Below are 23,649 nucleotides of genomic sequence, written 5' to 3'. Positions count from 1 at the left end.
GATCAAGACCGTGTGGCTGCCCAACGGGCACGGCAAGACCGCCGAGATCGCCCCCACCCAGCTGGTCTCCGGCGGCACGGGGCAACCTGTTCCGCCGCATAGACGACCGAGTCGGGGGCACCCACAGCAACCACCTGTATCTCATCGAGTTGTCTGTCGGTGCCGATCGCAAGCTTTACTGGCTCTACCGATCTGCCAGTTCAAGGCCACATAGAGATCGGCGGGAGTCAATTTATAGTCCTTGTTTCGCGTCGTAGCTCCGGGCTCGCTCAACTGAGCATTAGCCCAAATATTGGGACACGAGGTGCGGTCATGATGTTCAGTTTCGTGGGTCTGCGGGCCGCAGCGGAGCGTTCCTCGCGGCGGCCCGCAGGGGTGGTCATGGAAGTTGGCGCTTATCGTCGTGTGGTCGCCTTGACGTTACTGCCGAAATGGAACTTGCCCTGACCCGGTCCGCGCCGTCCGTCGGCGGATCGAGCTAGAAGCAGGCGCTGCGAATCAGCGTCAAGGCGTGCGATAGTAGGCCGGAAGCGTGGTCAACATATTCACAGAGATGGATGTCCATCATATCCATCCATTCTCTGATGCTTAGCGTGATGACGTCAGGGGTTGTGGTCACAAGAGGGTGAATCGTCGCCGAAATTGTCTCGGCGAACGAGATTAAGCTGTGGATCATGACGTCACATATTGCCCTATGTGCCTTATCGCGGTTTCATCGGCCTAGGGGGTAGCGATTGACCGGCGCCTTATGATTTGCTGTTGGGTTGGGTCACGGCGGGCCACCTGCGTTTAGAGCGACTCTGGGACATCGATTTGTGTTGGTTTGCTTGATGCCCCTATCCTCGCCGCTCGGTGTTCTGGCCCAAGTGTGTCGCGGCGAGGGGCGACGTGGTGAACGCAGTGGCGTGGAGTGTCGTGAGGATCTGCCGTGCGTCGGCTGCGGCTTCGAGGTCGTGGAGTTGGTCGGCAAGGTCGATGGCATGGCGAGCGGCGTTGATCGCGGCTGAGGTGTCTCCGAGTCTGCTGTGGATGGCGGCGAGTGTGGTCCAGGTGTGGCAGGCGGCTGCCTGGTCGAGGCTTCGGGTGTGTAGTTCCAGGGCGCGTTGTGCGTGGGCGAGGGCAAGGTCGAGTTGTCCGAGCTCAAGGCGCAGTCGGGCCAGCTCGGTGTGGGTAGCGCCTTGTCCGCGTAGGGACCCGACTTGTTCGCGGAGGGACAGTGCTCGGTGGTACCAGCCGAGGGCTTGGCTGAGGGTGCCGTTTCGGCGGTGGGCGTCGCCGAGTCGGTGGGCGGAGAACGCTTGGCCGGCGGGGTTGTCGAGTTGTTCGTGAAGGCGCAGTGCTGTGGTGTAGAGCTCGATGGCGTGGTCGGTGTCGCCTAGTTCCAGGCGGAAACGGGCCAGGTTGTGGGTGCAGACGGCTTGGCCCATCAGGCTGCCGTTGGTGCGGGCGAGGCGGAGCCCTTCCTCGAAGTGGGCGGCGCCGCGGGCGTAGTCGTGGACGGCGAAGCAGGTGGTGCCGAGGTTGTTCAAGGTGCCGATGACGGCGATTTCGTCACCGGTGTGGCGTGCGCAGTCCAGGGCGATCTCGTGGGTTTCCAGGACGTCGTCTTGTGAACCGAACCGCTCGAAGATTTCGTGGACGTTGGCGGGTAGTCGCCATGCGGTGTTGAGGTCCTCGTGGCGGGCCGCGTCCCGGACCAGGGCGGTGATGTTGTCGCGTTCGGCGCGGCACCAGGTGAGTGCGTCGGTGTCGTCGGTGAAGCTGCGGGGTGGGGCGTCGGTGTCGGTGACCGGCGGCAGGCCGGGCACGGGCGGGCGCGCGGGGGCCAGGGTGTGGGCGGCGTTGGCGGTGGTGTGTAGGTACCAGCGATAGAGGCGCTGGCGTGCCTGGTGGAGGTCGTGTTCGGGTTGTTCATCGCGGAGCCGGTTCGCAGCGAACTGGCCGAGAAGGTTGTGGACCCGGAAGTACCGGCTGGTGTCGGCGTGGCTGATCAGGTGGGTCGCGGCGAGGGCGGTGAGCTGTCGGTGCGCCAGGCGCGGTGTGGTGTGGGTGATCGCTGCGGCGGTGTCTGGTCCGATGGTGCTGCCGGGAAACAGGGCCAGGAGCCGGAACAGGCGTGCGAGGTCGGCGGGCAGGGCGGTATAGGACCAGGAGAAGACGGTGTGGATGATCGCGGCGTGGGTGTCGTCGGCGTCGGTGAGGTGCTCGCCGAGGTCGTCGGCGAGACCAGCCAAGTCGTCGCGGGGTTGGCTGCGGACGCGTTCGGCGATGACGCGGACGGCGAGGGGCAGTCCGCCGGACAACTCGGCGAGGCGGTCGGTGACCTGGGCGTGCTGCTGGTCGCCGTGGTCGTGGCCGAGGATGTGGTCGAACAGCTCGACACGGTCGGCGTGGGGTAGCGGCGGAGTGGTCAGAGTATGCGCGGCGTCGAAGATCGCCAGTGAGGGTAGCTGTGTGCGGCTGGTGGCCAGGGTGAGGCAGCGCTCGGCGGTGGGGACCAGGGGGCGTAGCTGGTCCGCATCGCGGACATTGTCGATCAGGATCAGCATGGTGCGATCGGCGAGTGTCTGGTTGAGCAGGTCACGCCGCCCTTCGGTGTCGGTGGGTAGCTGGTCTGCCGGAGTCCCGAGGGCGTGGAGCAGTCGACCGAGTCCGTCGTGCGGGTCCAGCGGTGCGGAGGGCCCGTAGCCGCGGGCATCGAGGTAGAGCTGCCCGTCGGTGAACAGGTGCCGGTTGCGGTGTGCCCAGTGCGTGGCCAGTGTTGTCTTCCCGACGCCCGGCATGCCGGTGACTACGACCAGGTGTGTGTGCCCGACCAGGTCATCCAACGTGTCGAGCAGGTCATGGCGTCCGGTGAAGTCGTGCAGATCGCGTGGCAGTTGCCGCGGTACGGCAGGTTGTGGGGCGCCGGGGGCCTGTGTGGGCGCGGGTGTGACGTGCAGGCTGCGGTGGTCGCGGGCGGTGCGGTAGAGCTTGACGAGTTCGGGTGTGGGCTCTTCGCCTTCGGCGCGGAGCCTGGTGTTGAAGCTGGTGTAGTAGGCGCAGGCGTCACCGTGACGGCTGGTGTGCATCAGCGCGGTGATCCTCTGCGCGGCGAATCCTTGGTCGAGCGGGTGGCGGGCCAGCAGCGGTTCGAGGCGGACGAGGGCAGCGTCGTGGTCGCCGAGGGCGAGGTAGTTGGCGATCAGGCGTCGGCAGCAGGGCAGCAACACGGTCTCGGTGAAGTGCAGGCGGGCTTGTTCTGCGGCGCTCGACGCGAGATCGGCGAGGGGTTCACCGCGCCACAGTTGGAGTGCTCGGCGGTCGGCGTCGACCGCGTCGTCGAGCTCGCCGCGGCTGGTGGCCTGTTGCGCGCGGCGGGTCAGGGCCTCGACCTGGTGCAGGTCGACGGTGTCGGCCTCGAGGTTGAGCCGGTAGGTGTGGGTGCGGGCTGAGGTGATCAGCGCGTCCGGCCGGTCGAGGCGGTGCAGGACTGCCCGGGTGCGGCTGACGGTCTGATGGAGGGCGCTGCGGACCTGGCTCCAGTCCCGGTCAGGCCACAGCTGCTCGGCAAGGGATTCCGCGGCAACAGGCTGGTTGAGGTGTAAGCCGAGCCATGCCAGCAGCTGACGCTGTTTGAGCCGCACGAGGTCGACGGGCTGCCCGTCGACGAGTAGCTCGGTGGGTCCCAGGATCCGTAGCAGCATGGTGTCGTCCCTTCACCGGTCCGACTCCCACCTGCAGTCTGCTCCCCAAAATGCGTCAGATGATATGTCCTGTACATGAAATGCCCAAGATCTGACAGACCGTGATGAGGGGTTTGACAACGTCTTGGCAACGTGGGCGGCAAGTAGGCCTTCCAGCCTTCGAAGGGTCAGCAGTTTCCTTCGACGAAACGGGGAGGCCGCCATGTGCACATCCGAGTGGTTGCCGATGCCGGTCGGGTTGGACGCCGACCGGTGGGTCACGCGGCGTGGATGCCGGACGGTGTTGGTGGTGGTGCACACGCTGGTCAGCGGGTTCCGGCTACTGGATGTCGTGGACGACATCGAGTCCGATCCGCGGATCCAGGTGGTGTTTACGGTGGCGCCGGACGCCTTCGCGCACGGGGTGGCGTCGATGCTGCGGGAGCTTGGTGCGCTGGTGTTGCCGTGGCATCAGGCCGTGCGAGAACGGTTCGATCTCGCGATCGCCGCATCGCGCGGCGCGTTGCACGAGTTGCACGCGCCGGTGCTGCTGCTCCCGCACGGAGCTGGCTTCGGCAAGACCGTACGGCCTGGGCCCGGCGCCGATCCCACATCGCAGAGCCTGCAGGTGTATGGGCTGGATGCCCAGCGGCTGCTGCACAACGGCCGGGTGATTCCCGCGGTGCTGGCGTTGCCGCATCAGCGGCAGCTGGAGCTGTTGGAACACCAGTGCCCGCCGGCGGTACCGGTAGCCAGGGTGGTCGGCGACCCCTGTTTCGATCGGCTCGTCGCGAGCCTGCCGCACCGCAGCCACTACCGTCAGATGTGTGGCGTGGCGCCGCGCCAGCGGTTGGTGGTCGTCAGCTCCACCTGGGGCTGTGACGGGGTGTTCGGGCACCATCCGAACCTGTTGCCGCAGCTGATGACGGCGCTTGCCGCCAGCCGGTTTCAAGTCGTGGCCCTGCTGCATCCAGCGGTGTGGACCGCGCACGGCCACCGGCAGGTCCTGGCGTGGTTGCGCGACTGCCGCGAGGCCGGCCTGATGGTGCTTGATCCGGCCGAAGACTGGCGCGGGCTGATCGTGGCGGCTGATGTGGTCATCGGGGACCACGGATCGGTCCCGGTCTATGCCGCAGCCATCGGCCGGCCCGTGCTGCACCTGGCCCCGGCCACCGCCGGCGCCACGGCCGCAGGGTCAGCGCAGGCGCTGCTGGCCGAGCGGGCCGACACATTACGCGATGACCGGCCGCTGCTGGGGCAGATCTTGGCCGCGCGGCCGGTGGACGCCGACACGCTTGCCGCCGCGCTGACCTCTCGTCCGGGGCAGGCCGGTGTGCTGATCGACCGCGAGATCTACCGCCTGCTCTCCTTGCCCGCCCTGGGGCAGCACCGCCGGCCGCGCCCGGTCCCGACGCCGAGCTTCTCCGGCGAGAGGGCGGCCTGATGGACACCGCGGAACCCGTGACCGCCACCGCAGGCAGTTGCCCGTCACAGGTGGCGCTCGCCGACATTCTGTTGCTGCCTGCAGGCGACGGGGCTTGCCCGCGCTTCGCGGGGCTGTTCCGGCGATGGCCGGGGCTGAGTCTGGCCGCTGTCGCCCTGCGCGATGGGCGGGTGCTGATCGCCACCCGGGACGGGCTGCTGATCACTCTGCCGCCCACGCAGGCGACGCCGGCTGTCGTGCTGGCCGATGTTCGCGGCGTGTATTGGTGGTGGGCGCAGGCCAACTGCTGCTCACCGGCGGCCGCCGTGCCCCGGCTGCTCGGGGCTGGCGGCCTGGTCACGGTCGATTGGTGGGACCTGGGTGCCTGGCTGGTGCGGCAGGCCAGCCAGACGGCGGCTAAGCTCCGCAGCGCGTGACGGTGCGCCTGCCGCGTCGAACAACCGGCGCGCCTCGATCCAGGCTGCTGCCGCGGCCCGGGCGTCGTCCTGGGCTGCGGCGGCCTGTCCGAGCAGGTTCAGGGCCTGCGCCTGTTCAAAATCCGAGCCGAGCCAGGCCATCCCGTCGGCCGCGCGGGTGGCGGCGCGACCGGCCCGGCCCGGGTCGCCCTGGCGAAGCAACGTAGCCGCCAGAGCGGTCTGTACCCGCACCCCGTTGTAGGGGTCGACCTCATCCAACTGGGTAAACAGCCGCTCGGCCTGCGTGAGCAGACCAAGCGCCTCGTCCGGCTGATCGCCGTGGGTGAGAAGCTCGGCGAGCATCAGCAACGCCAACCCGGTACTGCGAGGATCATCCAGTCGACGATTGGCCTCCAGCACTGCCCTGGCGGTTGCTGTCGCCTCTCCCAGCCGGCCGGTTGCCCGATACAGCGAGACCAGCGCTGCCCTCGCGTCGACACGATCCCGCTCGTCACCCACCTGCTCGTACAGGCCGATCGCTTGGTGAAGATGATGTTCGGCCGCGACAGGGTCGCCGGTGGTCACACAGATCCGGGCCAGCCGCTTGCACATGTGCGCCTCGGCAAGCCGGTTACCCCACGCCTGAGCCGCCGCCATACCACGCTTATCGATCTCCAGCCGGTCCCGGCGGTGCTTGCGATACAGCAGCAGCGGCCACATCACATCCGCCAGCTGCCATGCCAGCTCGTACCAGCCTTCCCGCATCGCAACACGGCCCGACTCGATCAGATTCAACCGTTCGGTCTCCAGCCACGCCAGGGCGCCCGCCCGGTCCGACAGCTCCGGCAGCCCCGACACCGCGGAGACGAACCGGTACGGCAGGCGCCGTCGATACGGCGTGACCACCCGGTCGGCGCGCATCGCCGCGGCCACATACCACTCCACCAACGCCCTCAAAACACTGGACCGTAGCTGCGGCGGGTCGTCGGCCTCAGCCCGCCGGCGCGCATGCAGCCGGAGCAGGTCATGAAACCGGAACCGGTCAGCGTCGATCTCCTCCAGCAGGCTCGCCCCGACCAGCAGATCCAGCGTCCGGCCCGCCCGCGTGCCGCTGACACTCTCGGCCACCCCTGCGCAGAACTCCCGCCCAGGATGCAGCGCCAACCGGCGATACAGTGCGGCGCCCGCAGCCGGCAGCGACCGGTAGGACAGATCCAGCGACGCCTCCACCGACACGTCGCCATCACCCAGGCTCAACACTTCCAACCGTCGCCGCTCGTCTCCCAACTCGCCGGCCATCGCACCCACCGGCAACCGCGGTCGCGCCACCAACCGCGCCGCGGCCACACACAGAGCAACAGGTAGCCCGCCACACAAGGCGGCCATCTCTCGCGCGCTGTCCGCCTCCGCCTGCACCCGGGCCGCACCGACCGCCCGCGACAACAACCGCACCCCGTCGGTCACGCTCAACGGGCCGACCTCGAGCAGCCGGGCTCCGTCAGGCACGAGCCCACCCAACCGCTTGCGGCTGGTGACCAGCACAACGCCCGACACCGACGCCGGGACCAACACACGTACCTGCGCCGTCGACAGCGCATTGTCCAAAACCACCAACAACGATTTGGTCGCAGTCACCGACCGATACAGCGCCGTAAGCTCTCCCAACCCGACCGGGATCCGCTCGCTGGCCACTCCCAATGCCCGCAGGAACGCCCCAAGCGCCTCGGCCGGATCGACCGGCTCACCGCCCCACCCACCCAAGTCGCAGTACAGCTGTCCATCGGCGAACCGGTCCTTGACCAGATGCGCGAACCGCAAAACCAGCGCCGTCTTGCCCACACCACCCGGCCCACTCACCACCGCCAACATCCGCGACTGCTGATCGACCGCATCCAACAATGCCGCAATCTCGGCGTCCCGATTGATGAACAACGCCGGTGACGCCGCCAACTGGTGCGGGATCCGCTCCCTGCCACCAGACTCATGAAGGTGGACGCCGCCGTGGATCACACCCGCCTGAACACTCGGCCCCAGCACAACCCCGGAAACCTCGTTGCGCGCACCAGGACAAGCCGACGCCGGGAGATTCTCGACCCCCGGAACGCTCGGCCGCCGGCTCTGCGCGTCGGCGCTCAGAACGACACCCCACCCTGAATATCGCGAGCCTGCACCACGTTCCGGCCAGAGCCGGTGAACACGTTCACCACCCCGCCCTCGACAGCAGACAACTCCACCGACGCGTCAGCCCACAGCCGCCGCAGCATCGCGGCAAACGCCGGATCACCATCCATCGCCCGCGCGATGCCCGCCGCAAAAGCCTCGATCGACTCCCCCGGCCCCAGCAACCCACCACGATCACCTGGGCCTGCAACACGATCGCGAACACACCGGACCAGCGCCGCCACCGCGCTCCGAGCGCCGGACACCAACGCCTCAGCGCCCTTTGTTGCCACCGTGGTAGCCACCGCCAATGCCAGCTCGTCCACCGCCACCACCCCGCGTCGAGACATTCGCGAGCATCAATTTGTCCTCCACTGTACCGAAACAGCTCACCTGAATACATTGAGCAAATGGGTCAGACCGTGATCTCGGTGACCGCGTTCGCGGCCTCAGACCCGGCCAGGCGTCCACCGTTCTGGCGTTCATCGGCATGGACCCGCGCCATCGCGGTCCGTCCGCCGAAGGCACTCCCGATACGCCGCAACGCTCAGCAGCCAACCTCGGCGCCGCCAGTGCCGCGGCAGCCCCGGACAGCACTCAATGACCGCAGGCTGTCCGTGGAGATCACGTCCTCGGCCGACCTGGTCGAACGTGCCCGCACCGCAGGACTGATCGCATGACCGACGATAAGGCCATGACCGGCCCCAGCATCACGCTTCTCCAACCACCCCAGGCCCGCGGCATCGCCGAACAGGTGGCCGAGCTGTATGCGGAGGTGTACGCCGAACCCCCCTACAACGAAGGGCCCGACGACGTCGCCGCCTTCACCGACCGCTACCGGCAACAGACCCAGCAACCTGGATTCGCACTCGCCGCTGCCTACGACGGCCACCGCCTCGTCGGCATGGCCTACGTCGCCACCCTCGAAGCTGGCCGCTGGTGGCGCGGAGCACTCGACACCCCACCCCCGGACATCCACGCAGCCGACAAAGCCGGCCTCTACGAACTCGCCATCCGCCGCCCTCACCGCGGCCGAGGGCTCGCACGCCAACTCGTCCACACCGCGCTGGCGCACCGCCCCGAGGCCTGGGCCGTACTACTGGTCAACCCCGACACCACCGCACACACCATCTACCAGCACTGGGGCTGGCAACCCGCCGGCCTCGTCCAACCACAACCCGGCTGGCCCGTCAACCAAGCCATGACCCACAGCCTGCCGATCAGATAGCCACACCACGCCGCTTTCTGGAGACCGCCCTCGCCACGCTCGGCAGCCAGGCATCTCTGCGGCAACTGACCGATGAGCCAGCATCGTCGTGACCCGCTCGGTGATGCCCGTCGAGTCGACCGACGAGAGATTCACGGTTTGGATGCGCAGCAACCTGGACCGGACTGCAGCCGGTCGGTGAGCCGGCGCTGGGAAGGCCGTCGACCGGTGCCCGCCCGGCCGGCGATCTGGCCACGCATCCGCCGATCACGGCCCCGATCGTGGCAGCGGGGCCACTTCCCCACGCACGTCGGTGCCCAACTCGCAGTCATCGATCACCCGACGCGCATCGCTCGGGTCCACCTCGACCCAGTCGCCACCCTGCTCGATGACCCACTGGACGGTGCCCAACGCCTCGTCGAGCGCCTCGTACACCAGATCACCACGACGGGCAGTGCGACCGGTCCAGTTCACCCGCCAACGCCCACCCTCGCCGGACAGCTCGTCGAGGTTGATGAACTCGGCCTCCCATGGCCTCCCGCGCCGCATCCACCGCCGCCGTGGTGCTACCACGCGATCCCAGGGCACCCCGTCCGGCCACAACGTCCCCACCACTGACCAATACGAACACATGTTCGAAGGCCATGTCCAGCGCGTCACCCGCGAGCGCTACAGCACGCCCACGACCCGAACGAAGCCGCCGAAGACTCCCGGCTTTCCCGCAGGTGCGATGCCCGGGCCCGGAGCACCGGGACAGCACCGACAACAGCTCGTCCATGTGATCGACTCGTCCGGGCGGGTCAGGTTGACGAAATCGAACGTACGTTCGATGATCTGACTCATGGCTGGCGTCGCTGAGCTGCGCAAACTCATCGACGACCGGCAGATCGAGCGCGGGATCATCGGCGGACTGCCGGTGCCGGAGCCACTGCGGCCACTGCTTCCCGGCGGGCTGTCACGGCAGCGGGCGACAGCAATCACCGGCGGCATCGGGTCACTGTCGTTGGCGATGAGCCTCGCGGCGGCCGGTACCGACCACGGCGGGTGGGTCGCCGTAGTCGGGATCCCGCACTGGGGTGTGGTGGCCGCGCAGGAGTTGGGAGTGGCGGCCGAGCGCACCGTGCTGGTACCCGAGCCCGGCCCTCGGTGGGCGGCGGTCGTGTCTGCCCTGGCCGACGGGATGCGCATGGTGGTGACCCGGCCAACCGCGCCGCTGACGCAGCGGATGCGCATGCGGCTGCAGACCCGCGTGAGGCAGGCCAACTGCGTGCTGCTGGTCCTGGACGATCAATGGTCCGACGCGGCAGTGCGGTTGTCGACCACCAGGCCCCGCTGGCACGGCATCTATCCGAACGGCCGCGGCCGGCTGACACGCCGGGCACTGACCATCCACGCCGCACCCCGCTCGGGCCGGCCGGCGATCAAGACCGTGTGGCTACCCAACGGGCGCGGCCAGATCGCCGAGATCGCACCCACCCAGCTGGTCCAGTCTTGGTGGTCGGGTACCTGGGGACGCTGGAACCAGATCCGCCTCAAAATCGAAGACGCCGGACCCGACGGCTGGGTAACCGACCAGCAAGGACCCGACGGCATCGACCGCCGGACCTACCACCGGCATGACACCCAGGCGCTCAGGCAGGTGCAGGAGGTCATCGACGAATTCGACTACCTCCCTTGGCGCGACAGCACCAGCATGAGTCAACGACCAGCACATCGAGCACCCTCCGCCGCTGCTACCGCGCGGGCTCGGCCATAGCGGACAGGAACCCCGTGCCGGTTTGTCATATATGAGCCGGCCTCGTGGCGCGCCGACATACCGGCTTCGGCGGCTCATTCGGTTGTGTCCCAACGGTGCTGCAGCGAATACCAGGCCGACAGGCCCAGCCGAGCTATCGACGGACCGCGGTATTCGGGGCTCGCGCGCTCAGGCCGTGGGGCAGGTCAGCTCGTCGAGGCGCGTCATGACGCGACGTAGCTAAACTCAACCTCCCACAGCCGGCCACGAGCACCGCAGAACCTACGGGCCGGAGTTCGTTCTCGGCATGCGATCAGTCTGCGATATCCCAGCGGTGGGGCGGAGTCGACCGCGGCGACAGGTCTGCTCGAACTCGTTGGTACCGCGGCGGATGTCGCCAGCGCCCCAGTTCGAATGCCGTGTCAGCCGACACCTCCACCACGAGGTCTGGTTCGACTTGCTTGTAAGGCAACGCATCCCGCTGTCCGAAGCGTGTCAGGCGCCCGGCTGGAAGTGGCTGCGGCCACGGATAGGTAGGGCGTTGGCGGCCGATGCCGGGAGGTTGAAGCAGTGGCGCGATCTCGGCGGCTTGCCCGTCGGACAGGCGGGTCGTTTGGCCGACCACACGCAGTCGATTCTCGGCGTCGAAACGGCCCAGCAGCAAGGCTTCCGGCCGGGCACGGCTACCGGTGATCCCGCCGACCACGGCCTCGGCGGAGTGTCGTAACCTCCACTTGGTCCACCGATCCACGCTACGGGCACGAGCCCGCCCGCCCCGATAGCGGCTAGCGGCGGGTTTGATGACGAGTCCTTCTGCCCCCAACGGTTGCATCTCGGCCGCCATGGCCTGTGCTTCGGCGAGATCGTCGGTCTGCGGGCACAGCAGCAACCTATCCGGCGATGTGGCCAGCAACTGCTCCAGCGCTTCCCTACGCTCGACCAGCGGCCGGTCACGCCAGTCGCGGGCAGCGATGATCAGGGCGTCGAACACAATGAGGTAGGCCGGGAACCGGGCCGCGTGAAGCTGTAGGCCACGGCCTGCAACCAGCCGCCGTTGCAACGCAGCGAAGTCCATGTGGCCGCGCGGATTCCAGGCCACCGCCTCGGCATCCAAAACAGTGCATGCGGGAAGCTGTGCGATCGCCCGACGCAGGTCCGGCAGGTAGGCGTCGAGGCGTTTACCGTTGCGAGATCTCAATTGTGGCCGCCGCTCCTCGGTGCAAACCACGGCCGCGCGCCAGCCGTCCATCTTCGGTTCAAACCGATTGCCGCCGGCCGGGCTCGACATCGGTAGCTCGGCGACCGGCGCGGCGAGCATCAGTTCGATCGGCGGGTGACCCCACGGCACATCGTGATCATCGGCCCGGCCACCGCAGCCACAGGCCAAGAACCCACCTGCGCACCCGCCCGAGCGACAATCTCAACCCGCGTCCACATCCGGCGAACAAGCCCACCGCCAAACCCATCCGTGCCTACGCCGGAAGCTATCGGCTCGTTCCGGCGCGGTTGAGCGGTTTGCCGTACGCAGTCAGGGCAGGCTTCCGGCGCCTTGCCGTTCGGCAGCTGCTCACCTGGCGCTTGATCGTCGTCGAAGTCGGCGCCGATCAGATGGGCCCCACCACCAGGGTTGGTACTACAGCGATCCCGGCAGTCTGGCCGCCCTCGCACGAATGAGTCGCTGGGCGGGCCCAAGCGCCCACCCTCACCATTCGCCAGGCTCACCGTTGAAGAGCGACGTGTTCAGACCCCGGGCTGCCGCGGCGGTCGCTACCGGTACACCCTCGCCGCGGCGGTGTGCGACAGCAGCACGACGGCGCGGCCGGGAAGTACGTACTCCACTATCAGCACTCCCGTTTGGGGATCACCCGCCCGGCCGTCCGCGTCCCGCAGCCCAGCTACGACGCCCCGGGCCCGGCTGCACGCGGCGACACCCGCCGCATGATGGTCAGGAGTTGACGGCGAACGCGCCGGTCTCCGCCCGGATGGCGTCGAGTCCCTGCCGGTAGGTGGTGACGGCAAAGTCGGGGAACCGCTGGGTGAATTTCGAGGCGTCGAAGACGTTGTCATGCGCGTAGCGGGGCAGCAGTTCCCGGATCTCTCGCGCCCGCGGTGAGACGATGCCAGCCACGGTGAGCACCCGCTTCGGGACCAGGGTGTACCTCGGGTCCGTACCGAACGCATCGGCCGCCAGCGCGACGAACTCCCGGAAGGTGAGCCGAGCGTTGTCGACGGGCAGGTGCCAGGTCTGCCCGTACGCGTCGGGAGTATTGCCGAGCACAGCCAGAGCGCGGCTGGCGTCCGGCGTCCAGATCAGGGTGCGGAGGCGGTCGTCGCGCACCGGCACGAGGGGCTGCTTGCCGGCCTTGAGCCGGTCGATGATCAGTGAGTTGGTGAAGCCCTGCGTGCGGCCGGGTCCGTAGAACTCTGGGGCTCGGGCGATGAGCACGGGGATGTCCCCGCGCGTCATCTCGGCCAGGGCCGTCGTGGCCATGCGGGCGCGGGCCCGGGCCTTGGGTCCGGCCGGTTCGAACGGGGTGTCCTCGGTCTGCATGCGGTCGTCTTGCGGGTACATGTAGGTGTTGTCGAAGTAGGCGAACCTTGCCCCGGCGGCCCTGGCGGCGTCCAGCGCGTTGCCCAGCATGGTCGGGAACTGCGCCTCCCACAGGCGCGTGTTCGCGGGCAACCCTGCGGTGAAGTAGACGATCTCGCTGCCGGCGACCGCCTTCGCGGTCTGCTCGGCGTCGAGCAGGTCGGCGCGCATCAGCTGGTCGGCATCGTTGACCTTGCGTGGACTGCGGCTGACAAGCCTCAGCCGGTCGGTGTGGGCGTGGCGCAGCTCGCGTGCCAGCTCGACCGCGATCTGGCCGTTGGCCCCCAGGATCGTCTGCATCCCGATCCGTCCTCCCCGCGCGTCCGGCACCGTCCCTCGGAGTGCATGGTGACCTCACGGCAATGTTAACACTGCTTACGTCGAGATGGCGGGCCGACACCATCGAGCGATCCCCGCCTACAGGCGGCGCCGAGTGTCACTCGTGTGGACCCACCTTCGCTGACCGTTCAGCGCCTTGGCTCTCCCGGCGTTAAAGTGATCGTTGCTTACATTCCTTCGCGGAGTCGTCTGGTGACTGACCAAGTTCGGGAGAGGGCAAACATGATGACGGACGCCGAGACCGTCGAGGTCGAGCTCGGCAGCCGGACGGTGCGAGTGCCGGCGGACGGGTTGTTCGCCCGGTACCGGATGAACACCGACCTCGACGTGGTCGAGGCCGATCCGCGAGTCAGAAGCGTCGACTTCTTCCGCACACTGCCCAAGACGACCGTCGAGTCGGCGATCGGCAATACCCTGACGCCGAACTTCTACTACGCCATGTCGAAGGCGCAGATCACCTACCTTGCGCCGGTCCGAGCGCTGCGTAGCCGACTCCCGGAGGGCTTGGATCCGTTGACGGTCGCGCCGGGGATCGGGTTGTTCTCGGTGGTCTTCTTCCGCTACGACGTGTGCGACATCGACTTCTACACCGAGGCAACGGTCGGGATCGCGGTCAAGGAAGTACGGCACGGCAACCTTGCGCCGGTGGATCTGCTGTCCGCGCTGGGCAACGACCACCTGTACAGCTACGTGCTCTCCTTGCCGGTCAACACCGAGATCGCGCAGGTGCGCGGTCACGATGGTTACGGGTTCCCGAAGTGGGTGACCGACATCGACGTCGACATCGACGACCGGTACGTCAGGGCGCGGGTGGCCAACGACGACGGCGGCACCGACATCGACCTGTACGTGGCGACCCCGAAGCAGAAGCGCGTCCCGACCGGGACGAGCGTATCGACGCTGACCTCCTATACCGAACTGAACGGCGGCTGGCACCAGACGCTCAGCCAGACCAACAACCTTGTGTTCGGCAGTGCCTTGCTGCCCAACAACGTGGGGCTCGAGCTCGGGTCGGGGCGCTTGAGCGATGACATCCGGTCGTTGAAGCCGAAGCGTCCGCTGCGGTTGGACGTGTTCACGCGGTGTCAGAACGCCCTGCACATCCCCGTACCGGTTTCCTTCCCGTCCCGATGATCGGCCTTGCGACGAAACGAGAAGGCGACATGACGTCTGTGTTGATGGTGCTCTCGGCGGCACGCCACTGGACCTTGCGCGACGGCACCCTGCACCCGACCGGGGTGTGGGCCGAAGAGTTCGCGGTTCCCTACCAGCTGTTCGTTGACGCGGGGTTCGAGGTCACGGTGGCCACACCCGGCGGCAACAAGCCGGTCATCGACCAGCTCAGTCTCGGCATCTCCGGTGGGCTGCCGGGCAAGACCCGCAAGATCGCCGCCGACATCCAGCGCCTGCAGCCGGTCCTGGACCGTCCGGCCGATCTCGCCGACATGGATCCCGACGACTTCGACCTGGTCTTCTACTCCGGCGGGCACGGACCGATGGAAGATCTGGCGGTCGACCCGGTCTCGGGAGCGTTGCTCACCAAGCGGCTGGCCTCCGGGCGGCCGCTCGCGCTGCTGTGCCATGCACCGGCCGCGTCGTTGGCGGCCGAGAACCCCGATGGCAGCTGGCCGTTCCGCGGCTACCGAATGACCGGACTGTCCAACCGGGAAGAGCGCCTCAACAAGTTCGCGTGGAAGGCGCCGTGGCTGCTGGAGGACCGGCTGAAGCAGGTCGGCGCCGACTATTCCAAGGGACTTCCGCTGCGCCCGTACATCGTGCACGACCGCAACCTCTACACCGGCGAGAATCCGCAGTCCTCCGAGAAGCTCGCCCGCCAGGTCATCGCCGACCTGCAGAGCCACTCGGCAGCCCACTGACCGTCAACCGCCACAACCAGAGGAGCGCAACCATGGCCGAGATTCCCGCCCCGATCACGCCCTACCTGGAGCCAGCTGCGAAGGCGTTGGCCGACGCGACCGATCCGCACCCGCGCATCTACGAGGTCCCGCCCGAACAGGGGCGCAAGATCCTTTCCGACCTGCAAGGCGACCAGTCGGTTCCCCGCCCCGCAGTCGACGAGGATTGGGTTGATGTCGATGCCAGCAAGTGGGGCACGGTGCGCACCCGCATCATCCGACCCCAGGGTTCGACCGGGCCGCTGCCGGGGCTGTTCTACATCCACGGCGCCGGCTGGGTGTTCGGCGACGACAAGACCCACGACCGCCTGTTCCGCGAGCTGACCGTCGGGGCAGAAGCAGCCGGCATCTTCCCGGTGTACGACCGGGCGCCGGAGAAGCGCTACCCGACCCAGATCGAGCAGAACTACGCGGTCGGCCAATGGGTGGCGCAACACGGTGCCGAGCACGGCATCGACACCTCCCGGCTGGCGGTCACTGGCGAGTCGGTGGGCGGGTGCATGTCGGCGGTGTTCGCACTGATGAACAAGGACCGCGATGGTCTGAACCTGACCGCGCAGGCGCTGCTCTACCCGGTCACGAACGCCGACTTCGACACCCCGTCATACATCCAGTTCGCCGAGGGCTACTACCTGACCCGCGACGGGATGAAGTGGTTCTGGGACGCCTACACCCCCGAGCCGACCCAGCGGACGGAGAAGTACGCCTCACCGCTGCAGGCGAACCTCGACGACCTCACAGGGCTGCCGCCGGCCCTGGTGATCACCGACGAGGCCGACGTGCTGCGCGACGAGGGCGAACAGTACGCCAACAAGCTACGCGAGGCCGGCGTGGACGTCACCTCGGTCCGGGTCGCGGGCATGGTCCACGACTTCCTGCTACTGGACAGCCTGCGCGAGACCAAAGCCGCCAACGTCGCCCGCACGCTAGCCATCGAATTCCTCCACCACGCACTCCACGGCGACGGCGCACCGTTCACCGGCTGACCGCCGCCCGGGCGGGTGCCGTGAACAAGGGGGCGACCGTTCTCGCCGGTGGACGTGCCCGCCCCGACCTCGGCCCGCACTTCTACGAGCCGACGATCCTGACCGATGTGGACGACAACATGGAGGTCTTCGCCTACGAAACGTTCGGGCCGGTGGTGTCGGTGTACCGGGTGGTCGACGAGGCGGAGGCGATCCGCAAGGCCAACGACAGCGAATACGGCCCGAACTTCAGTGTCTGGAGTTCCCATCCCCGCCACGGTCGACAGGTCGCCACCCAGCTCCAGGCCGGCACAGCCAAGTCAACGACGCCTACGCCCCAGCATGGGGATCGATCGATGCCCCCATGGGAGGCATGAAGGCCTTCGGCATGGGACACGGGCACGGCGAGCACGGGATCCTCAAATACACCGAGCCGCAGATCGCGGTCGAGCGGGTCTTACCCGTACGAGCACCGGACGGCCGGGACTCCGCCCGCTACGCCCGCCTCGCCACCGCGGGGATACGCCTGCCCAAACGACTGCCCGGCGTGAAGTGAACGACGATACCGCCGCGACATCGCCACAGATCAGGCGAGCTTCGCCGACACCAGGGCCATGACGGCCTGCCGTACCCGGTCCCTGATCCCCTGCTGCGAGGAGGTGTCAAGCTTGCCGTCCAGGTGCAGAAAGGCCAAGCCGTGGACAACCGACCACAGGCCGGTCGCCAGCGCCGACGGGTTGTCGGTTTCGAAGATCCGCCCGACCGCCGCCCCCAGATAGGCGTGCACAGCCTCCACCGCAGCCACCCGGTCCGGGCTGGTCCGGTCGCAGCCTTCGGCGAACATCACCCGAAACAAGCCGCCCCGCGCCAGCGCAAACTCCACATACCCGACCGCCAGATCGCCCAAATCGGCCGCGGTCTTCGGCTCCGGATGCCGAGCCACCAACTCAGCCATCAGCTCCCGGTAACCGACCGCCGCGATCGCCGACAACAACGAAATGCGATCCGGGAAGTGCCGATACGGTGCACCCGACGAGACGCCCGCACGACGCGCCACCGCACGCAAGGACAGCTCGACATCACCGTCCTCGTCGAGCATCTCCATCGCGGAACGCACCAGCGTCGCGGGCAGATCCCCGTGGTGATAGCTCGACGTCGCCTTCTCCACCATGCTCCCAGCCTAGTTTTCGACCCGGTCCGACCCTGATGAGGACACGGCCGCCAGGTGTCGGTGTGCCCGTCACGGCGGTCAACCCTTGCGAGCTTCTCCCGGATCGCCTCGACGGCATAGGTGGAGGCGTCCCGCTAGCCGCGCAGTCGTTCGGACTCTTCGTCAGTGAGTCAGGGTCGGTGTGACTGCCATGCCGCGACGTACCGGGCACCGGCCGCAGGCCCAGGCGACGTAACCCTCTGCGAAAGGAGGGGGGTTTAGCGGTGTCCATCATGTCGGGGCCACGGCAGGCCATCGGACAACGGGTATAGCAGCGGCAAGCCAGGAACCTCATGGGAGGGCTCTCCGTCAGCCCCCGTGCAGCACAGCGGGCTCCGCCAGGACTGTCCGAACTGCGACCTCGACCTCGCACAACCCGGGGCACGATCCCAGTAGTTACATAAGGTAATCCACCAACAGTTACAGAGGGTGATCCGCATCGCGGAATATGATCTTGGGTTCGACCTACCTCGGGCACGACTCGGGCACCGTATCGATAATCATCGAACATGAGGGTTGCTCACAAACTAGTATCGACACTGGTCAGGGCCTTTACGAGCACGGAAAGCAGGGTGCGCCCGGAGGGATTCGAACCCCCAACCTTCTGATCCGTAGAGATGCTCAGCATCCCGACACCCGTCCACGTTCCTAGCGACCACAACCATTGGTGACCGTAGATTGCCCGCGCGTCAGGCATCGATGACGGTTCGCGGTGACCTCCCTGCAGGCACATGAGCAGCGAGGGCGTCTCACGACTCGGGCCCGAGACTGGCCCGAGTGGTCGCCTCGGCGCGAGCATGGCCGTCCACCCGCTGACTTTCTCGGCCGGAAGGACCTGCTCATGGCGCAAGGATCACTGTCTCGTCGCTGCTCCTGCCGCGACACCACCGGACGTCAACTCGGCTCGACCTGCCCGCAACGCCGACGCCGCGACCACGGCGTCTGGGGCTACCGCATCGAACTCGCCCCCGACACCAACGGAGCACGCCGCCCGCGGCGACGATCCGGCTTCGCCACCCGAGACGCCGCCCAAACCGAACTCGACCATGTTCGGACCCTGCTCGCCTTGCCCGAACGCGGCGACGCCCACACGGCAACGATCGTGTCGGATCTGATCGAGAAAGCCCTCACCGACAAGACCGCCCTTCCCAACCTCGAAGAGGTGCGCCGCCGGATCCACTCCGGTATCGGCGCCGCCGACATGCCCACCATCGCCGACTGGCTGCACACCTGGCTGCCCACCCAACGCCACTTGGCGGCCAACACCCTGCGCAGCTACGAATCCCACATCCGCCTCTACCTGACACCCACCATCGGCCACCACCGCATCGACCGCCTGCGCGTCAGCCATCTGGCCGACATGATCGAAGCCATCGACGAGTTCAACGACCGCATCACCGAATACCGCGCCAGCAGCAACCCCGCCCTGCAAGCCCTCGCCCGCTACCGACGACCCGTCGGACCCACCTCACTGCACCGCATCCGCGCCACCCTGCGCGCCGCGCTCAACGACGCCATGCGCCAACAACTGATCCCCCTCAACCCCGCCACCCTGCTCAAACTCCCCCCACCCGACAACGCCAAACCCGTCGTGTGGAGCGACGAACACCTCGACTACTGGCGCCGCACCAGCAAAACACCCTCCCCGGTCATGGTCTGGACCCCGCAACAGACCGGACGGTTCCTTGACCACGCCACCCATGACCGGCTCTACGCCCTCTACCACCTGATCGCCGTCACCGGCCTACGCCGCGGCGAAGCCTGCGGACTGCACTGGCACGACCTCAACCTGACCACCGGCACCCTCACCGTCCGGCACCAAATCCTGCAACTCGGCTGGCACACCCAACTCGCCCCACCCAAAACCGACGGATCCGCCGCCACCATCGCCATCCCCGACCAGGCCATCACCAGCCTCACCGCACATCGGATGCTCCAACAAGCAGAAACCGCTCTCGCCGGTGACGCCTGGCACGACACCGGACTCGTGTTCACCCAACCCGACGGCCAAGCGCTGCACCCCGCACGGGTCACCGCCCACTTCCGGCACCTACAACACCAAGCAGACCTGCCACCCGTCCGCCTCCACGACCTGCGTCACGGAGCCGCCACCCTCGCGCTGGCCGCCGGCGTCGACATGAAAACCGTCCAAACCATGCTGCGGCACACCAGCATGAAAACCACCTCCGACACCTACACCAGCGTCCTACCCCAGACCGCACGCCACGCAGCCAACACCATCACCCACGCCATCCCCCGCAACCGCTAAACGCAGCACCGCGGGTGCTTGAGGCACGCGCCGCAAACCGGGTCGCTACCGGCCTTCACACCCCGGTGACATCCCGTCGCCGGGGTGTTGGCGTCCACGACCGTCGAAGTCCGGCAGCCGACCTTGGCTTTGATACCCCGAGCTCAGCCCACACCTGCGTCGCTACGCCACCGGCTCGCCCGAGAAGCCCCAACAACGACCAGTCCCGCCTTCAGACAACTTGCTTTCCGCGACACCGGAACGCCCGGAGATGCCGAACATGGCGAGACCCATCAATGCAAGGCCGAGGCGGGCTACTCCGGACTGTCCACATCGTCATAGACGGCTTCGACGAGTTCCTGACGCTTGTCAGAGGTGCCGACGGGAGGGGGCTGTGCGCTCCGGTGGCCGACGCGTAGCCGCGCCATCTCAGACTCCGTGCCATCGCCGGCGACAGCGAACTGGCCGCGTCGGATCCAGTCAGGTGGCCCGCCGAACGCCAACCACGCCTGCTCCATCTCACACGCGCGGCAGCGTACATCGAGCTGGTACGGATCACCTGCCGGCACCAGCCACACACGACTACGGGTCGCGGCGCCCCAACCCACACCGCAGCCACCACATCGTCGAGCTTCAGGGAGTCAGCTGACTGTGTCGTCGCGTCCCACGCGATACCGCACGGTGTTGCCGAGCATCCCCGATTCATGTGTCACCACTTCGTACGTGGTCGTGGGTCTGGGTCTCGGACCCCGCGTTCCGTGTTGGTCGTACTCCATTTGCATGTGCGGTATTCAGGTCGCCGATACAGCGTGCGGTTGCTACCGGGTACATGACCTAGGTCCCACTTTGGACCCCGCGAAATCGTGTGCCAGAACTTCGCACAGTCCACTTGTCCCGTTGCGACGATGGGCACCCACTTACGACGAAGCTTCTGGTGGGTGCTCCCGTACCCCTTGGCGGTTGTGTCACCCGCTGTCCTGTGACTTGGCATCTTCTTTATCTCCGGGTCGGTCACTCGCTATCGCGTCGGCGGTCTTCAAGAAGGTGTTGGCGTACCGAAGGGAGTTGACATACCGAACTGCATAAATCGTGGTGCGAAGCCGCTGGCTCTTGATCTTCTCCGCTGGTGTCACCGCATCGCCAAGCTCGGTGCGGGTTGCGAGCGTTAGTAGTTCGGGGTAATCCTCTCGCGGATTGGGAGCAGGTTCGACTCTGGTAGCGACATCCAACCATGCCTTTGCTGCTCGATGTAGCTCTGGGCTAAGTACCCGTAGCGCGGTCAGCGGGCGGTCAGCTTTCGCGCGAAGCTCTTGGATGTATCCCGGAAACTCGTACATCATCTGTTGTTCAGGGATGCCTGAGTGTTCCTCCCAATCGGTGATGTACTCGCTTCGCATTGCTTCCAGTTGGTAGGCAATCTCGGTGACGTCAAGTACGTAGTCCATACGTCGGTCGCGGAAGTGCATGCGGTCTTCTCGCCTACGCGAGGTCCGTTGCTGGATGTTGTCGACGACTACCTTGATGATGTAGCCGACCACTGCACCCAACAGGGCAGGCAACCAACTGTTCTGGCTGAAGAACTTCAGGATGTGGGACATCAGTACTCCGCATCCGCTGTCTTCTGTGAGTCGCCGTCTTCTTCCCAGGTGATGTTGATAGCCATCTCTTCGGGCGCAGGCCACCTCACGGCATCGCCAAGTTCTTCTTGTACAGCATGCACAAACCTTGTTTCGAACTCCCCGGTTTTTCTGTTCTCGCGAAACACGGCCATTGCCCAGTCATGCCCAGGCTTTGCAAGGGATGGACTGACAATCCGAAGAACGGCTAGTGCGCGAAACGCGTTGCGTACCCGATCAAGGCGCGCTTGGTAGTACTGAGTTAGTTCTTCATTTCTCTTCCGTTCAGCGTCGTTGGCGATTTGAGAGATTGAGATGGAAGTTGAGTACTTGTAGTCAACTGGGTCATCGATGTGGTCCACTGCCGACATGAACTCAGCGGCGTACTCAAGTCTCTTGTCTCGGAAGTGGCGCTCATCTTCTTCGCGACGTTGTTCGGCACGTTGCTTCTTCTTGCTTCGCGAATCCCATGCTGCCTTCACGGCAAAACCAATCACGGCGGCAAGTAGCGACGTGAACCATGTGTTGCTTCCAAGGAACTTCCAGATATGCGACATCAGGACATGACCGTTCGACGTGACTCTTCTCCCAGTTCCTTTCGCACATGCTCCGCGAAGATGTCGAGATGGGTGTGTGAGTCTTTTTGATCTTTCACGAAAGCCATCACCAGTTCGTGGCCGGGGTCGCCGAGCGATGGGCACAGCATTTTTAGTACCGTAAGCGATTCAAGTGCAGCATTGGCACGCTCAATCTTGGCCTGTCGTACCTCATCGGGCTTTGGCGCCGCCTTCATGTAGTCGAGAAGATCAGTGATGTGTTCATAGCCCAACGGATCTCCGATACGCCTAGCCTTGACTATGAAGTCCATCGCTAGGTCAAGTCTCTTGTCTCTGAAGTGACGTTGGTCTTCCTCGTGAAGTTGCTGTGCACGTTGCTTCTTCTTACTCCGCGAATCCCACCACGCCTTCACACCAAAGCCGATGACCCCAGTGAGTAGCGATGTGAACAAGGTGTTGTGAATCAAGGTACTTGCGATGGACACCGACACCCCCGGCCTACGAACGGACAGTTGGGTCAGTGTCCCGCGTTCCTGCTACGTCTGGGCATCCACTGTCAGGACAGCGACTTGTACGGCCGACACGGGCCACCTTCGAACATCACTCCGTCATCCCTGGTGGTGTACAACGACTTGTACCGCCCGCTACGGCGTGGAGATGTATCTTCTCCTGCCTCGCAATGCTTCTCGGCGCGCTACAGCCGTCCTGGTGGCCTTGACGGTGCACTTCCTCGCGGGTGTGGTCCCGAACTGTGCTTCGTACTTGCGTAGGGCCACACCCAGCGGCACGTTGGCCTTCCGAACGTCCACCATCGCGCGATGGCAGGTCATGCATGACCGGCGGGTGCGGTCACCGGGATACGTGTTGTGCGGACCGATGGCATGTCCACGCTTACAGGTTGGGCGTAGGACTCGGTAAGGCCGCGCCAACTGCATGTTTCGGTCGTGGGTCACCTGCCGAAGGTGGGCAGGGTTGATGCAACTTCGCACCCGACATCGGTGGTCAAGTTCGCGTCCCTCGCGGATCGGACCGCGTCAACGTTCCCAGTGGAAGCGGTGTGCTTGCTGGCTTGTCCGCGGTTCGTGGATCGTGACTCGTCCATAACCATCGGCATCGATGATGCCTTGCCAGATCCAGCATCCGTTTCGGACTATCGCGGCCGTCGCCTTGTCAAGGCGACCAGTGAAGCCGTGACAGCGGTAGCAATTCCGACGTTCATCTCCGTTCTGACCAGTGCCGTCAAAGGCGGCGATGGGGAAGGGACGCTGAGGATCGCCGCTGTTGAGATCAACGCCGCCAAGCTGCTTCTCGCACATGAACCGAACTTGGATCCTGCGCTGCGTACGGAACTGGAGATGGTCGCAGGAGCCCGCGTCGGAACCGTGGTACACGTCAAGGTGCTGCACGCCGCTCGGCATCTGGACCCGCAGGTCGAACGTGTGCGTGAACATGAGACAGCGAGGGTGGCGGCTCCCGGCCTTGAGATCGGACTCTCTCTATGACCGCCAACGCCTGCCAGGTGCTGTGATTCGTGAGGTTGTAGTACGGGGCCGGCGACGAGGAAGGACCCGCTCGTCCGCGAGGTGGCCGGATCCACCGCCC

General features: G+C 66.3%; 23 protein-coding genes. 11 read left to right on the top strand and 12 right to left on the bottom strand.

The annotated features are described in order from the left end of the window. Nucleotides 1-836: 836 nt before the first annotated feature. On the bottom strand, nt 837-3,686 hold the full coding sequence (locus NUM_RS21665; protein ID WP_207126737.1) for an AfsR/SARP family transcriptional regulator: 2,850 nt from the start codon (nt 3,684-3,686) through the stop codon (nt 837-839). Nucleotides 3,687-3,888: 202 nt separating this feature from the next. Between NUM_RS21665 and NUM_RS21660 the strand changes: the two genes are divergently transcribed. Beyond that, nucleotides 3,889-5,109, top strand: coding sequence for a hypothetical protein (locus NUM_RS21660; protein WP_207126736.1), 1,221 nt, complete (start codon nt 3,889-3,891; stop codon nt 5,107-5,109). Nucleotides 5,110-5,399: 290 nt separating this feature from the next. Here NUM_RS21660 and NUM_RS21655 read toward each other — a convergent pair whose 3' ends face one another. Both NUM_RS21655 and NUM_RS21650 read right to left on the bottom strand, forming a co-directional pair. Further along, a complete protein-coding gene (locus NUM_RS21655) occupies nt 5,400-7,541 on the bottom strand; it encodes a hypothetical protein (protein ID WP_207126735.1) in 2,142 nt (713 codons plus the stop codon). Between the two features lie 95 nt (nt 7,542-7,636). Continuing rightward, nucleotides 7,637-7,990: a hypothetical protein gene (locus tag NUM_RS21650; RefSeq protein WP_207126734.1), complete on the bottom strand. Its 354-nt coding sequence runs from the start codon at nt 7,988-7,990 to the stop codon at nt 7,637-7,639. 84 nt (nt 7,991-8,074) lie between these two features. Between NUM_RS21650 and NUM_RS21645 the strand changes: the two genes are divergently transcribed. Together NUM_RS21645 and NUM_RS21640 are read left to right on the top strand one after the other, a co-directional pair. After that, the gene (locus NUM_RS21645; RefSeq protein WP_207126733.1) at nt 8,075-8,344 is read left to right on the top strand and encodes a hypothetical protein; all 270 of its coding nucleotides are present in this window, start codon (nt 8,075-8,077) and stop codon (nt 8,342-8,344) included. Next, nucleotides 8,341-8,892: a GNAT family N-acetyltransferase gene (locus tag NUM_RS21640; RefSeq protein ID WP_225918753.1), complete on the top strand. Its 552-nt coding sequence runs from the start codon at nt 8,341-8,343 to the stop codon at nt 8,890-8,892. The genes NUM_RS21645 and NUM_RS21640 overlap by 4 nt, the downstream gene beginning before the upstream one ends. 246 nt (nt 8,893-9,138) lie before the next feature. On the opposite strand, the gene NUM_RS21635 is transcribed toward NUM_RS21640, so the two are convergent. Then, complete coding sequence (locus NUM_RS21635) at nt 9,139-9,306, bottom strand: hypothetical protein (protein ID WP_207126732.1); 168 nt, start codon at nt 9,304-9,306, stop codon at nt 9,139-9,141. Nucleotides 9,307-9,540: 234 nt separating this feature from the next. Further along, nucleotides 9,541-9,861, bottom strand: coding sequence for a hypothetical protein (locus tag NUM_RS21630; RefSeq protein WP_207126731.1), 321 nt, complete (start codon nt 9,859-9,861; stop codon nt 9,541-9,543). Nucleotides 9,862-9,880: 19 nt separating this feature from the next. Here NUM_RS21630 and NUM_RS21625 point away from each other — a divergent pair, with 19 nt between their 5' ends. Beyond that, nucleotides 9,881-10,627, top strand: a complete 747-nt coding sequence (locus NUM_RS21625; RefSeq protein ID WP_207126730.1) for a hypothetical protein — start codon at nt 9,881-9,883, stop codon at nt 10,625-10,627. A 292-nt stretch (nt 10,628-10,919) separates the two neighbouring features. Here NUM_RS21625 and NUM_RS21620 read toward each other — a convergent pair whose 3' ends face one another. Beyond that, entirely contained in the window at nt 10,920-11,954 is a 1,035-nt protein-coding gene (locus NUM_RS21620; protein WP_207126729.1) for an ATP-dependent DNA ligase, read from the bottom strand. Between the two features lie 597 nt (nt 11,955-12,551). Further along, nucleotides 12,552-13,496 (bottom strand): NAD-dependent epimerase/dehydratase family protein, encoded by a 945-nt coding sequence (locus NUM_RS21615; RefSeq protein WP_207126728.1) that lies wholly within the window; start codon nt 13,494-13,496, stop codon nt 12,552-12,554. A gap of 144 nt (nt 13,497-13,640) precedes the next feature. On the opposite strand from NUM_RS21615, the gene NUM_RS21610 reads away from it, so the two are divergent. The 5 genes from NUM_RS21610 to NUM_RS21590 are packed head-to-tail and all read left to right on the top strand — an operon-like array spanning nt 13,641 to nt 16,972. Then, nucleotides 13,641-14,669: an acetoacetate decarboxylase family protein gene (locus NUM_RS21610; RefSeq protein ID WP_225918752.1), complete on the top strand. Its 1,029-nt coding sequence runs from the start codon at nt 13,641-13,643 to the stop codon at nt 14,667-14,669. Next, the gene (locus NUM_RS21605) at nt 14,666-15,412 is read left to right on the top strand and encodes a type 1 glutamine amidotransferase domain-containing protein (RefSeq protein ID WP_225918751.1); all 747 of its coding nucleotides are present in this window, start codon (nt 14,666-14,668) and stop codon (nt 15,410-15,412) included. Before NUM_RS21610 ends, NUM_RS21605 begins: the two co-directional genes overlap by 4 nt. 32 nt (nt 15,413-15,444) lie before the next feature. Continuing rightward, nucleotides 15,445-16,437, top strand: a complete 993-nt coding sequence (locus NUM_RS21600; RefSeq protein WP_207126727.1) for an alpha/beta hydrolase — start codon at nt 15,445-15,447, stop codon at nt 16,435-16,437. A 20-nt stretch (nt 16,438-16,457) separates the two neighbouring features. Next, nucleotides 16,458-16,793, top strand: a complete 336-nt coding sequence (locus NUM_RS21595; protein ID WP_207126726.1) for an aldehyde dehydrogenase family protein — start codon at nt 16,458-16,460, stop codon at nt 16,791-16,793. Continuing rightward, nucleotides 16,790-16,972, top strand: a complete 183-nt coding sequence (locus NUM_RS21590) for a hypothetical protein (RefSeq protein WP_207126725.1) — start codon at nt 16,790-16,792, stop codon at nt 16,970-16,972. The genes NUM_RS21595 and NUM_RS21590 overlap by 4 nt, the downstream gene beginning before the upstream one ends. A gap of 30 nt (nt 16,973-17,002) precedes the next feature. Here NUM_RS21590 and NUM_RS21585 read toward each other — a convergent pair whose 3' ends face one another. Then, nucleotides 17,003-17,587 carry a TetR/AcrR family transcriptional regulator gene (locus NUM_RS21585; protein ID WP_207126724.1) on the bottom strand — a complete coding sequence of 195 codons (585 nt, stop codon included), beginning with the start codon at nt 17,585-17,587 and terminating at the stop codon, nt 17,003-17,005. An 880-nt stretch (nt 17,588-18,467) separates the two neighbouring features. Between NUM_RS21585 and NUM_RS21580 the strand changes: the two genes are divergently transcribed. Then, nucleotides 18,468-19,895 (top strand): tyrosine-type recombinase/integrase, encoded by a 1,428-nt coding sequence (locus NUM_RS21580; protein WP_207126723.1) that lies wholly within the window; start codon nt 18,468-18,470, stop codon nt 19,893-19,895. Between the two features lie 944 nt (nt 19,896-20,839). Here NUM_RS21580 and NUM_RS21575 read toward each other — a convergent pair. The 4 genes from NUM_RS21575 to NUM_RS37955 form a co-directional block, all read right to left on the bottom strand. Next, complete coding sequence (locus tag NUM_RS21575) at nt 20,840-21,472, bottom strand: hypothetical protein (RefSeq protein ID WP_207126722.1); 633 nt, start codon at nt 21,470-21,472, stop codon at nt 20,840-20,842. Continuing rightward, the gene (locus NUM_RS21570; RefSeq protein WP_207126721.1) at nt 21,472-22,047 is read right to left on the bottom strand and encodes a hypothetical protein; all 576 of its coding nucleotides are present in this window, start codon (nt 22,045-22,047) and stop codon (nt 21,472-21,474) included. The genes NUM_RS21575 and NUM_RS21570 overlap by 1 nt, the downstream gene beginning before the upstream one ends. After that, nucleotides 22,047-22,532 carry a hypothetical protein gene (locus tag NUM_RS21565; RefSeq protein WP_207126720.1) on the bottom strand — a complete coding sequence of 162 codons (486 nt, stop codon included), beginning with the start codon at nt 22,530-22,532 and terminating at the stop codon, nt 22,047-22,049. The genes NUM_RS21570 and NUM_RS21565 overlap by 1 nt, the downstream gene beginning before the upstream one ends. Nucleotides 22,533-22,691: 159 nt before the next feature. Further along, nucleotides 22,692-23,036, bottom strand: a complete 345-nt coding sequence (locus tag NUM_RS37955) for a hypothetical protein (protein WP_370467029.1) — start codon at nt 23,034-23,036, stop codon at nt 22,692-22,694. Here NUM_RS37955 and NUM_RS21555 point away from each other — a divergent pair. Then, a complete protein-coding gene (locus NUM_RS21555) occupies nt 22,992-23,549 on the top strand; it encodes a hypothetical protein (protein ID WP_207126719.1) in 558 nt (185 codons plus the stop codon). The genes NUM_RS37955 and NUM_RS21555 overlap by 45 nt on opposite strands. The last annotated feature ends 100 nt before the right edge of the window (nt 23,550-23,649 follow it).

This window comes from Actinocatenispora comari, assembly GCF_017312725.1.
Classification (GTDB): domain Bacteria; phylum Actinomycetota; class Actinomycetes; order Mycobacteriales; family Micromonosporaceae; genus Actinocatenispora; species Actinocatenispora comari.
Note: the sequence above shows the minus strand (reverse complement) of the source record. Positions and strands in the feature narration are given on the sequence as shown.

Excerpts from the sequence above, each read along its gene's own strand:
- NUM_RS21665 (WP_207126737.1), bottom strand. The coding sequence starts at position 3,686 with ATGCTGCTACGGATCCTGGGACCCACCGAGCTACTCGTCGACGGGCAG.
- NUM_RS21660 (WP_207126736.1), top strand. The coding sequence starts at position 3,889 with ATGTGCACATCCGAGTGGTTGCCGATGCCGGTCGGGTTGGACGCCGAC.
- NUM_RS21645 (WP_207126733.1), top strand. The coding sequence starts at position 8,075 with ATGGGTCAGACCGTGATCTCGGTGACCGCGTTCGCGGCCTCAGACCCG.
- NUM_RS21640 (WP_225918753.1), top strand. The coding sequence starts at position 8,341 with ATGACCGACGATAAGGCCATGACCGGCCCCAGCATCACGCTTCTCCAA.
- NUM_RS21630 (WP_207126731.1), bottom strand. The coding sequence starts at position 9,861 with ATGCCGCCGGTGATTGCTGTCGCCCGCTGCCGTGACAGCCCGCCGGGA.
- NUM_RS21625 (WP_207126730.1), top strand. The coding sequence starts at position 9,881 with ATGAGCCTCGCGGCGGCCGGTACCGACCACGGCGGGTGGGTCGCCGTA.
- NUM_RS21615 (WP_207126728.1), bottom strand. The coding sequence starts at position 13,496 with ATGCAGACGATCCTGGGGGCCAACGGCCAGATCGCGGTCGAGCTGGCA.
- NUM_RS21605 (WP_225918751.1), top strand. The coding sequence starts at position 14,666 with ATGATCGGCCTTGCGACGAAACGAGAAGGCGACATGACGTCTGTGTTG.
- NUM_RS21600 (WP_207126727.1), top strand. The coding sequence starts at position 15,445 with ATGGCCGAGATTCCCGCCCCGATCACGCCCTACCTGGAGCCAGCTGCG.
- NUM_RS21590 (WP_207126725.1), top strand. The coding sequence starts at position 16,790 with ATGAAGGCCTTCGGCATGGGACACGGGCACGGCGAGCACGGGATCCTC.
- NUM_RS21585 (WP_207126724.1), bottom strand. The coding sequence starts at position 17,587 with ATGGTGGAGAAGGCGACGTCGAGCTATCACCACGGGGATCTGCCCGCG.
- NUM_RS21580 (WP_207126723.1), top strand. The coding sequence starts at position 18,468 with ATGGCGCAAGGATCACTGTCTCGTCGCTGCTCCTGCCGCGACACCACC.
- NUM_RS21575 (WP_207126722.1), bottom strand. The coding sequence starts at position 21,472 with ATGTCCCACATCCTGAAGTTCTTCAGCCAGAACAGTTGGTTGCCTGCC.
- NUM_RS21570 (WP_207126721.1), bottom strand. The coding sequence starts at position 22,047 with ATGTCGCATATCTGGAAGTTCCTTGGAAGCAACACATGGTTCACGTCG.